At 72.9% G+C, this 10,237-nt stretch carries 10 protein-coding genes and 1 pseudogene; 2 read left to right on the top strand and 9 right to left on the bottom strand.

What is annotated here, in order from left to right; genetic code table 11:
* Together H6A23_RS11015 and H6A23_RS11010 are read left to right on the top strand one after the other, a co-directional pair.
* Window positions 1–738, top strand: a pseudogene (locus H6A23_RS11015) (putative DNA modification/repair radical SAM protein); the annotation flags it as partial.
* Window positions 739–748: 10 nt separating this feature from the next.
* Window positions 749–1,693 carry a TIGR03915 family putative DNA repair protein gene (locus H6A23_RS11010; RefSeq protein WP_204832221.1) on the top strand — a complete coding sequence of 315 codons (945 nt, stop codon included), beginning with the start codon at window positions 749–751 and terminating at the stop codon, window positions 1,691–1,693.
* Window positions 1,694–1,872: 179 nt separating this feature from the next.
* Here H6A23_RS11010 and H6A23_RS11005 read toward each other — a convergent pair whose 3' ends face one another.
* From H6A23_RS11005 to H6A23_RS10965, 9 genes are all read right to left on the bottom strand, one after another.
* Window positions 1,873–2,976, bottom strand: a complete 1,104-nt coding sequence (locus tag H6A23_RS11005) for a hypothetical protein (RefSeq protein WP_204832220.1) — start codon at window positions 2,974–2,976, stop codon at window positions 1,873–1,875.
* Between the two features lie 552 nt (window positions 2,977–3,528).
* Window positions 3,529–4,203: a DivIVA domain-containing protein gene (locus H6A23_RS11000; RefSeq protein WP_204832219.1), complete on the bottom strand. Its 675-nt coding sequence runs from the start codon at window positions 4,201–4,203 to the stop codon at window positions 3,529–3,531.
* A gap of 60 nt (window positions 4,204–4,263) precedes the next feature.
* On the bottom strand, window positions 4,264–4,533 hold the full coding sequence (locus tag H6A23_RS10995) for a YggT family protein (protein ID WP_204832218.1): 270 nt from the start codon (window positions 4,531–4,533) through the stop codon (window positions 4,264–4,266).
* A gap of 59 nt (window positions 4,534–4,592) precedes the next feature.
* Window positions 4,593–5,405 (bottom strand): pyrroline-5-carboxylate reductase, encoded by an 813-nt coding sequence (gene proC, locus H6A23_RS10990; RefSeq protein ID WP_204832217.1) that lies wholly within the window; start codon window positions 5,403–5,405, stop codon window positions 4,593–4,595.
* A gap of 8 nt (window positions 5,406–5,413) precedes the next feature.
* On the bottom strand, window positions 5,414–6,091 hold the full coding sequence (locus H6A23_RS10985; RefSeq protein ID WP_204832216.1) for a cell division protein SepF: 678 nt from the start codon (window positions 6,089–6,091) through the stop codon (window positions 5,414–5,416).
* A 48-nt stretch (window positions 6,092–6,139) separates the two neighbouring features.
* The gene (locus H6A23_RS10980) at window positions 6,140–6,871 is read right to left on the bottom strand and encodes a YggS family pyridoxal phosphate-dependent enzyme (protein ID WP_204832215.1); all 732 of its coding nucleotides are present in this window, start codon (window positions 6,869–6,871) and stop codon (window positions 6,140–6,142) included.
* A complete protein-coding gene (locus H6A23_RS10975) occupies window positions 6,868–7,689 on the bottom strand; it encodes a polyphenol oxidase family protein (protein WP_353653068.1) in 822 nt (273 codons plus the stop codon). Before H6A23_RS10975 ends, H6A23_RS10980 begins: the two co-directional genes overlap by 4 nt.
* 35 nt (window positions 7,690–7,724) lie before the next feature.
* Window positions 7,725–8,852: a cell division protein FtsZ gene (ftsZ, locus tag H6A23_RS10970; RefSeq protein WP_204832213.1), complete on the bottom strand. Its 1,128-nt coding sequence runs from the start codon at window positions 8,850–8,852 to the stop codon at window positions 7,725–7,727.
* 228 nt (window positions 8,853–9,080) lie between these two features.
* Window positions 9,081–10,237 (bottom strand): cell division protein FtsQ/DivIB (locus H6A23_RS10965; RefSeq protein WP_204832212.1); only part of this gene is annotated, 1,157 nt, incomplete at its 5' end.

Genomic DNA, 10,237 nt, shown 5'->3' with positions numbered 1-10,237 from the left:
GCGCGGCCCTCCCCCGCCGGGCCCCTGCCGCTCTTCGCCGCGGGCCGGGGCTCCGCGCTCGCGCTCACCACGCGCCCGCGCGCACGGGTGGGCCCGCGGGGGCGCGCCTTCGCCCCGGCCGGCCAGTCGACGCAGCTCATCGTAGGCGCCACGCCCGAGGACGACCGGCACGTCCTCGCCCTCTCCAAGGCGCTCTACGACCGCTTCGACCTCAGGCGCGTGTTCTTCTCGGCCTACATGCCGCTCATGGACGACGAGCGGCTCCCCGAGCCCGGCACGCCCGTGCCGCTGCGGCGCGAGCATCGCCTCTACCAGGCGGACTGGCTCATGCGCTACTACGCCTTCGAGCCGGGGGAGCTCGTCACGGAGGAGGAGCCGTGGCTCGACCTCGAGGTGGACCCCAAGCTCGCCTGGGCCCTGCGGCACATGGACCGCTTCCCCGTGGAGGTGATGGACGCGCCGCTCGAGCTGCTGCTGCGCGTGCCGGGCGTGGGCCCCGTGGGCGCCCGGCGGATCGTGGCCGCCCGGGCGCGCGGGCCCGTGACCTTCGACGACCTGCGCGCGCTGCGCGTGACGCTCCGGAGGGCGCGGCACTTCCTCACGTGCGGGGGCGTCCGGGACGAGAGGAGCCCGCTCGACGAGGGGCTCATACGCGAGAGGCTGGTGAGCGATGCGCGAGGAAGCGCCTACAACAGGAGACGCGCCGAGCTCGAGGGCGCCCAGATGCGCCTCTTCTGAGGTCGAGCGCATGGTGGGGGCAGTCGCCGAGGCCGCGCGGCGCTACGGCGTCCTTCTCGCCTGCGCGCCCGGGGCCGAGGGCGTGGTGGCCTCGGTGGGGGTCGGCTACCTCGCGCACGTGGGCGAGGGGGCGCTCGAGCTCTGCCGGGCGGACGCCGTCCAGCCGCGCCTGGGGCAGGTGGCGCTCGGCCCGCTCGACGCCGCGGACGCGGGCGTGGTCAGGCTCTCGGAGCGGGTGATCAAGGGCTTCAGGCGCAGGACGGGCCGTGAGTGCGCGCGGCGGGCCCTTCTCGCCTGCGCCTCGGACGACCCGGCCGCGCCCGAGGCCGTCCACCGCTACCTGCGACTCGGCTTCTCCCGGCCGCACGAGCTGCACGCGCGCGCCACGGACAAGCGGGCGCTCGCGGTCGACGAGCTCGCCCGATACGTGCTCGGCGAGGTGGAGCACACGAGGCAGTTCGCGCGCTTCTCGAGAAGGCCGGACGGCTCGTGGATCGCCGCGGTCGAGCCCGCGGCGGACACCGTGCCCCTCGTGGCGGGCCACTTCGCCCGGCGCATGGGGCCCGAGCGCTTCTGCCTCGTGGACCCCGCCCACCGCGTGGCGGCCTTCCACGAGGCGCGCGCCGCCCGATGCGTCGTGGTGCGCCTCGACGAGGGGCTGGCGCAGCGGCTCTCCGCGCTCGGTGAGGACGACCTCGCCGATGACGAGCGCTACGTCCGCGCCCTCTGGAAGCGCTTCTACGACCGCGTCTCGCTCCCGGGGCGCGAGGCGGCGGAGCGCGGCTACGACCCGCGGGCGAAGTTCGTCCCCGCGCGGCTGCGGGGCCGCCTGACGGAGCTCGACCCCCGCTCGGACGACGGCGGCCCGGCGCCGGCCCGCTACGCCGGGGGCGGCGAGAGCACATCCGCACCCGGGTGCCCCGAGCATGCCCCCATGCACGGAATCGCCCCCTGATCGGCCCAAACCGTGCATGGGGGCATGGTCGGGCGGTCCATGCGAGGGGGCATGCTCGCGAGGGCGCGTCCTTCTCGCCCGCGCCGTCCCGCGCCACCCGGGCATGCCCCGGCGCACGGCTTCGGGCCGCGGGGGCCAGAGGCGTGAGCGGGGGCTTGGTCGGCCGATGCGGGCGGGCGTCAGGCGGCGACCACCTGGTACTCGAGCCGCCATGCGCCGAGGTCCATCTCCCCGGCCCCGCACGAGGGATTCCACCCTCCGACCAGGGCGCGCACGGGAACGCCGTGGCGGCGCTCAGGCGGGGGCCCGAAGGGGATGCCATAGAGGCGCACCCAGCGCCAGAAGCTCGCCTCGTTCTCCACCTCGCTGAGCGAGAAGCGCGCCACGCGCATGTCATAGGCGGTGATACGGGCCTCGCGACGGCGCTCGCCGGCGATGACCGCCCTGAGGTCGAGGCCGCCCATGAACGCGGGGTCGACATACTTGACCAGGCCGTCGAACTCCCCCGCGACGGGCCTCCCGTTCTTGCCGAGCCACGTGAAGTCGATCCTGAACCAGCCGTCCTCGTCGAGCGGGTCGGCAAGGCGGACCTGGATGCCCGGGAGCGCCACCCCGCGCTCAATCATGATGGCCCGGGCCACGGGCTCCCCGCCGCTCTCCGCGCGGGGGTCGGCCCAGTCGCAGGTGGCGAGTGCGCGCGCGATGCCGCGGTGACCCGCGAAGGAGCGGCGCAGCAGCCGTCGGAGCGCCCCGCGCCCCATCCCGGTCAGCCGGAGCACGGAGTCCGCGACGGCGAGGGCGTCGGGAAAGCTCGCGTCGCGCATGCAGTCGAACGCGGTGCGCTCGAGCGAGGTCACGCGAATGCCGTCCACGACCTCGGCCTCCCCCACGTCGACCTGATGACGGACGATACGGGCGGCGAGCCTCTTGCCGTCGCGCGGGCCGCAGACCACGTGCGTCCTTCGAAGCGACGCCCAGGAGACGGAGATGCCTCGGACGAGCGCGGCCGAGGGCCCGCAGAAGACCCAGTCGGGGTGCAGCGCGGCAAGCCCGCGGATGATGGCGAGGGCACGCTGCGGGGGCTTGAGTGAGCTCCAGTGGACCCAGCGGGCGTAGATCCCGGGAACCGGGGATATGATGCGGTCCTCTTCCGCGGTCCGGCGCCGCCTGACGCGCCGCTGGAGCGCGGCGCGGTCCGCCCGCGTCGACGGCGCGAGGCAGGAGCCCTCCGCCTCGGCGCGCGCCAGCTCGGCCCCGATCCGCTCGTCGACCTTCCTGCTCATACCCGCCTCCCCTCTCCGGTGTAAAGGGCCGCCATTCTCCCACGGAGGCACGCTTCCGGACGGAGGCTTTCGGCGGGCGGCGATCATGACGGCCGTCTCCATGCCGCCGCCATGCCCGAGCATGCCTCTGAGCACGGATTTGGCCGCCCGGAGGACAGAACTGTGCGTGGGGGCATGCTCGGCGAAAGCGTGCAGGATGGCATGCTCGGCAGGGCCAATCGGCGAGCGGCGGGCGGGAGCGGGAGGCGCGGGCATGCCGCTACGCACGTTCTTCTCGCCAGGCGGGTCGTGAGGCAATCCGTGCCCGGAGGCATGCTCGACAGGAGGCAGGGTGCGAGAAGGGCGCGTGGGAACATCGCGGGCATGCCTGGGCACACGGACCACCGAGCATGCCCCCGCGCACGGAATCAGCGCCTGAGCGACGAAATCCGTGCACAGGGGCATGCTCGCAAGGGCACGTCCTTCTCGCCCGCGCCGCGGGCACGGTGCGGAGACGAAGCGGCCCCGCACCCAAGAGGGGCGCGGGGCCGCAAGAGGCTCTTAGGCGAGGGCCTAGTCGAGGTCGCCGAAGTCGGCGAGGCTCACGGCCGGGGTCGAGGGGACCGCGGGCGCGGCGACGCGGGCGGGCGCGGAGACAGGGGCGTCGGCGTGGGTGGTGCCGGCGGAGCCGTTCGGGGCACTCGAGAGCGCGACCTGGGCCGGGAAGACGGCCTCGGCGTCGTCCATGAAGTGCTGCAGGAGCTTCTTGTACTCGGAGCGGAACTCCTCGCGGGAGGCCTTGAGACGGTCGATCTCGTCGAGCTCGTTCTGCTTCTCGGCAAGCGCCTGGCGGATGACCTCGCGGGCCTTGGCATCGGCGTCGTTGCGGATCTTCTCGGCGTTGTCGCGCGCCTCGGCGACGAGCTTGTCGGCGGACTGCTGCGCCACGATGAGCACCTGGGAGATCTGGCGCTCGGAGGCGGTGATGGCGTCTGCGGCGGGCGCGGGGGCGATGGGCGCAGCGACGGTGGCGGAGCCGTGCTCCTCCATGCTCGCGATCTGCGCCTGCGCGGCGGAGAGCTGCTGCTCGGTGGAGGTCAGGCGGCCCTTGAGGTCGGCGATCTTCTGCAGCATCGCGTCCACCTCGGCGGAGAGCTGCTCGAGGAAGGCGTCGACCTCCTCGGTGTCATAGCCGTGCTTGGAGGGAGAGAAGGTCTGCTGCTCGATGTCTGCTGGTGTGATTGCCATTCTTGTTCCCTTTCGCTTCGCAGGACGCGGGCTGCCCCGCGTGTCCGTACCCGTACCAGTCTACAAAATGATGGCGAAGAGCAGCCTCTCGATGAGGCTGAGCGCCAATATCGCCACAATCGGAGAGAAGTCGACCCCCATGAGCGGCGGTATGAACCGGCGGAAGAGGCCGAGGTAGGGCTCGACGAGCATGCCGAGCGCGGCGCGGATGTCCTCGAAGAGCCCCGAGCCGGTGCGCGGCACCCACGACAGGATGCACCAGATCACGATGACCCAGCCGTAGATGTCAATGAGCCGTTGAAGAAGCACTGCGATGTTGTAGAGCCCCATGCCCTGCCTTTCGAATCCGAGACGTCACTCTCGTCATGGTACCCGCTATCGGCCGCCCCCTATCGGCCGCCCGCAAGCTCGCGCGTCCGCGCGAGCGCCGCGTCGACGGCCTCCTCCGACCCCTCGACGAGCAGCGGCTCGAGCTCGCGCAGGGCGGCGGCGGTGGTGCCCCCCGGCGAGGTCACCCGCTCCATGTACGCGCGCGGGTGCACGCCCTCGGCGAGGAGCTGCTCGGCGCAGCCGCGCATCGTGGTCTCGAGGAGCTCGCGGCAGGCGGCGGCGGGAAGCCCCGTCCGGACGCCGGCGCGCGTGAGCGCGTCGACGAAGAGCGAGAAGAACGCGGGCGCCGTGCCCACGACCGCGCCGGCGGCGTCGAGCTGGTCCTCGCGCACGACGCACGCGGTGCCGAGGGCCGAGAAGAGCTCGCGGGCGAGCTCGACGTCGGCCGCCTGCGCGCGGGGGCCGGCGCAGACCGTCGTGGCGCCGGAGCGCACCTGGACGGGGAGGTTGGGCATCACGCGCACGACCCGCGAGCCCGGAAGCGCCGATCCGAGCGCCTCCGTGCTCACGCCAGCGGCGATCGAGATGACGAGCCTGCCTGCGGCGGCCTCGGCGATGCCTGCCATGACGTCACCGATGACCTGCGGCTTCACCGCGAGGATGACGACGTCGGGGTCGCCCGAGAGCAGCTCCGCAGCATCGGCGCACCCCGCGATCCCGCTGGGGGCGAGCGCCTCGACGCGGGCCGGGTCGCTGTCGGCCACGCGCACGGCCGAGGCGTCGAGCTCGCCCGACTCGACGAGGCCGCGGGCTATGGCGCCGCCCATGGAGCCGGCGCCGACGATCGCGACGCTCACGCCCAGCTTGCCCATGGCGCCCCCTATCGCACGAGGTCGCCGTCGGCGACCAGCTTGTCGATGTCGGCCTGCGAGAGGTCGACGTCGGCCGGCAGCACCGCGAAGACGCGGTCGCCGAGCTCGCGGACCTCGCCGCCCAGGCCGAAGGAGAGGCCGAAGCAGAAGTCGAGGATGCGCTTGGCGGTCTCGATGTTGGTGTTGCGGAACACGATGACGACGGGCTGGTTGGTGCGCACGCGGCGCACGACCGTCTGGACGTCGTCGTAGGAGACGGGCTTGAGCACGTAGGGGGGCAGCTTCCCCGAGCTCACGCGCGAGACCGGCTTGAGGCCGAGGTCGCCCGGCGTCGCCTGGGAGGTCGGGCGCATCACCGTGGTGGCGTCGGAGGGATAGGACGGCTGGTAGGCCGGCTCGACGGGCGACGGCGCGGCGTAGGTGCTCGGCGCCGGGCGCGTGGGCGCGCTCGCGGGGCGCTCGGCGCCCACGGGGCGGCCGGAGCGCGTGTAGACCGAGACGCTCTCGGCCTCGGGGCGCGGCGTGTTGCCGAGCAGGCGCGGGCTCGAGCCCGGGTCGCGGCGACGGGAGTCCTGCTGGGCGGCGTAGCCGTCGTCCTCGTAGCCCTCGTCGTAGTAGTCGTCCTCGTAGTAGCCGTCATCCGAGCCGCCGCGCAGGCGGTCCCTGATAGAGTCGAGGAAGCCCATGTTCTTCTCCTTCCGTCCGTCGCGCCGGGCGCCCGGCGCGCGGCCCAGCTAGTCTCTCAGGGCGTAGCCCTGGTCGAACACGCACCTGCCAAGGCGGACGAGGGTCGAGCCCTCCTCCACCGCGATCTCGAAGTCGTCGCTCATGCCGCAGGAGAGCTCCGGCAGGGGCAGCCCCGTGCGCGAGCGCAGCTCGCAGGCGAGCTCGCGCAGCCCGGAGAACGTCCGGCGCGCGGCGTCCGGGTCGCCCGCGGGCGCCATCGTCATGAGCCCCAGGACGCGAATCCCGGGCAGCGCCACCACGGCCTCCGCGGCCGCGCGCAGCTCGTCCGGGGAGAAGCCCGACTTTGACTCCTCGCCGGACACGTTGGCCTCGAGCAGGACGTCGGCCACGATGCCGCGCGCCTCGCAGCGCGTGGAGACCGCCTCGGCGAGGTGCGCCGAGGAGATCGAGTGGATGAGCGACGCGCGCCCGATCACCTGGTTGATCTTGTTCTTCTGCAGGTTGCCGATCATGTCAAAGCGCACGCCCGCCATCTCGGGCGACGCCTCGGCCGCCTCGAGCTTGCGGACGAGCTCCTGGGGGCGGTTCTCGCCGAAGGCGTCCCATCCGGCGCGCCGGGCGAGAAGGACCTCGTCGAAGCCGACCGTCTTGGAGACCGCGATCACCGAGACGCCGTCCGCGTCCCTCCCCGCCCGGGCGGCCGCGGCGGCGATCGCGTCGCGGATCTCCCGGCGGCGCGCCACGAGGAAGCGGGCGTAGGACTCGTCGCGCTCGCTCATCTGTACCACCCCTCCTCCGGGTCCGGGGCGCCCGCGGCGGGCCAGCCCGCGGGGCGCCTTCCCATGAGGGCGACAGCGGCGTGCCTGCCGCAGGTGCCGCCCTCGGCACGATACGAGAAGAACCGGTCGGTCGCGCGCGCCGTCGAGACGTCGCACGCGGCCACCCGATCGGCCGCCACGCCCGCGTCGGCGAGCGCGGAGGTCACGGCGAAGGCGAGGTCGAGGTTGCGCGGCGCGCGGGCGACGCCCTCGCCGAACTCCCCCACGAAGGTCCGGAGGAGCTCCTCGGAGACCTCGTAGTCCGCCGCCCCGATGTGCGGGCCCACGTAGGCGAGAAGGTCGCCCGTCCCGCAGCCCGCCTCCCGGGCGAGCGCGCGGGCCGCCTTGGCGCAGATGCGCGCGAGCGTGCCGCGCCAGCCGGAGTGCACGACGGCAAAGCCCCCCGGCGCGACGAGCACCACGGGGACGCAGTCCGCGAAGCACATGAGGACCGGCACCTCGTCGGCCACGCACACCACGGCGTCGGCGCCGGCGAGCGCCTCGGCGCGGGCCGCCTTAAGCGCCGCGGGCTCGGCCGAGCGCACCGCCACCACGCGGTCGCCGTGGACCTGGCGCGGGCACACGAGCCGGTCGAGCAGGTCCTGCGCCCCGAGGGCGGCGAGCGCCCGCCGGCGGTTCTCGGCCACGGACGCCGGGTCGTCCCCGCAGCGGTCGCCGAGGTTGAGCGAGGCGTAGGGGGGCCGCGAGACCCCGCCCGCCCGCTCGGTGAACGCGAACGTGACCCTGCCCGGGACCGACGGGTCGCACAGCAGGGTCACGTCGCCCGAGCGATGTCTCTCGAGGGAGGGCATCGCTAGATGCGGCTGCGCTTCAGGAAGTCGGGGATGTCGAACTCCTTGTCGTTGTTGGACGAGGAGGACGACGGGCGGCTCGAGGGCGCGCTCGTCGCGGCCGGGGCGGCCGCGCGCTCGCGGCCCGCCGGGCGCGAGACCGTCATCGTGGGCAGCGTCTGCTGGACGTTGGCGTCGTTGAAGCCCGTGGCGATGACAGTCACGCGGACCTGGTCGCCGAGGGACTCGTCCACGACGGTGCCGAAGATGATCGTGGCCTCCGGGTCGACGTTCTTGGCCACGAGGTCGGCCGCGTCGTTAATCTCCTGGATGCCGAGGTCCTTGTTGCCGGCGATGGAGAGCAGGACGCGCGTGGCGCCGTCGATGGAGCTCTCGAGCAGGCGGCTGGAGATGGCCTCCTCGGCGGCGTCCGTGGCGCGGTTGTCGCCGGAGGCGGTGCCGATGCCCATCATGGCGGTGCCGGAGCCCTTCATGATGGTGCAGACGTCGGCGAAGTCGAGGTTGATGAGGCCGGGGACCGTGATGAGGTCGGTGATGCCCTGGGTGCCCTGGCACAGGACGTCGTCGGCCATGCGGAAGGCCTCGAGCATCGTGGTCTTCTTCTCGGAGAGGTCGAGCAGGCGGTCGTTGGGGATCACGATGAGCGTGTCGACGTTCTCGGAGAGGTTGCGGATGCCCTCGATGGCGGAGTTGTAGCGCTTGCGGCCCTCGAAGGTGAAGGGCTTGGTGACGACGCCCACGGTGAGCGCGCCCACGTCGTTCTTGGCGATGTCGGCCACCACGGGAGCGGCGCCCGTGCCCGTGCCACCGCCCTCGCCCGCGGTGATGAAGACCATGTCGGAGCCGGCGAGCGCGGCCTTGATCTCGTCGCGGGAGTCCTCGGCGGCCTCCTTGCCGACCTCGGGGTTGGCGCCGGCACCGAGGCCCTTGGTGATGTCGGTGCCGATGTGGACCTTGATGTCGGCGTCGGAGATGGCGAGCGCCTGGGCGTCCGTGTTCACGGCGACGAACTCGACACCGCGGATGCCCTCCTCGATCATGCGGTTCACGGCGTTGGTGCCGCCGCCGCCCACGCCCACGACCTTGATTACGGCGAGGTAGTTGCTGAGGGTGTCGGTGTCCTTGATCATCGTGTCCTCCTCGAAGGGGCCTTTCGTGCTGCGTTCTGCTTTCGATTTTTCTTCCTGCCGGTCGCCTCGGCGCTGGCAGAAACCCTAAAGCTCAGGTTAACGTCGACGCTTTAGCGAAAGCGACGTATCTTGGCACACTTGAGGGTCTCGCGTCAAACGGTTTGATGAAATCGTGAAGTCCGCAGGTAGACGGACCGCCGCTCACCCTTGAGACTTTTCGGCGACAGGTCAGGCGCCGGCGTCTGCGCCCGCGTCGACAGGTCCCTCGGCCCCCGCCTCGTCCCCGTCGGCCGCGCCCGCCGAGCCGGCCTCATCGGCGTCCGAGGCGGTGGCGTCGCCCGTCCCGCCGTCGTCCGCCTGCGCGCCGTCCCCCGCCTGCGAGTCGGCCGTCGCCTGCGAGTCGCCCGTCGCCTGCCCCTCCTCGGGCGCGGCGGCCGAGACGCCGTCGCCCGCCTCGACGTTGTCCGAGTCGACGAGGCGCACCGTCGGCCTCACGGCCGGGTCGGTCACCACGCGGACGTTGATGTAGGTGACCGCCCCGGGGTGCTGCTCGAGCGTCCTCTGGACGACGGTCTCCTTCGCCGCGATGTCCGTGGGCGAGCCCAGGAGAACCTCGACCCCGTTCTTGAGGGTGCAGGTGACGCTGTCCGGGGACGCGGCCGAGTAGCTCACGATCTGCGAGGAGAACTCCTCCGTGAAGCCGTCCTGGAAGGCGGCCACCGCCGAGAGGACCTCGTCGGTGGCGACCGAGCCCGCGACCGGCGAGACCGTCGCCGGGACGTCGGTGACGAGCAGGCAGCCGTCGGCGAGCGCCTGCGCGAGGGCGGCGTCGTTCACGGACTGGCCCTCGGCCGCCTCGATCTTGGTGGGCTGGATCCAGATGTCCGCGTCGCCGAGGTACCACGCGACCGAGCCCGTGTTCATGACGACGAGCGCGTCGATCTGCTGCTCGGTGATCGAGATCTTGAGCGTGTGGGGGAAGGACCGCTCGAAGCTCACCCCGGCCACCCAGGGATCCTTCCTGAGCGAGGCCTCGATGGCGTCGGTGTCCACGTTGAGCAGGGTCGAGCCCGCCGGCACCTGGACGAGGTTCTGGATGTCGGTCTGGGTGACGTGCCCCGTCGGCTCCGCCTCGACCGCGTCGATGGAGAAGACCGGGGAGTCCCTGAGGGCGAACAGTGCGACGAGGGCCACGAGCGCGAGGGCCGCGACGACGCCGACCGCGACGAGGGCCACGCGCAGCGCCTGGCCGCGCTGGTGGCGCTGGCGCCGCTCGCGACCCGACGAGGCGCTCGGGGGCGCGGGGCGCGACGCCGCGCCGACGCGCTCGAGGAAGGCGGGGCGGGAGCCGCCGGACGGGGCCGCGGCCCTGGCCGCCTTGGGGG

The sequence above is a fragment of the Olsenella uli genome (assembly GCF_016900775.1).
In the GTDB taxonomy this organism is placed as follows: Bacteria; Actinomycetota; Coriobacteriia; order Coriobacteriales; family Atopobiaceae; genus Thermophilibacter; species Thermophilibacter uli_A.
Note: the sequence above shows the minus strand (reverse complement) of the source record. Positions and strands in the feature narration are given on the sequence as shown.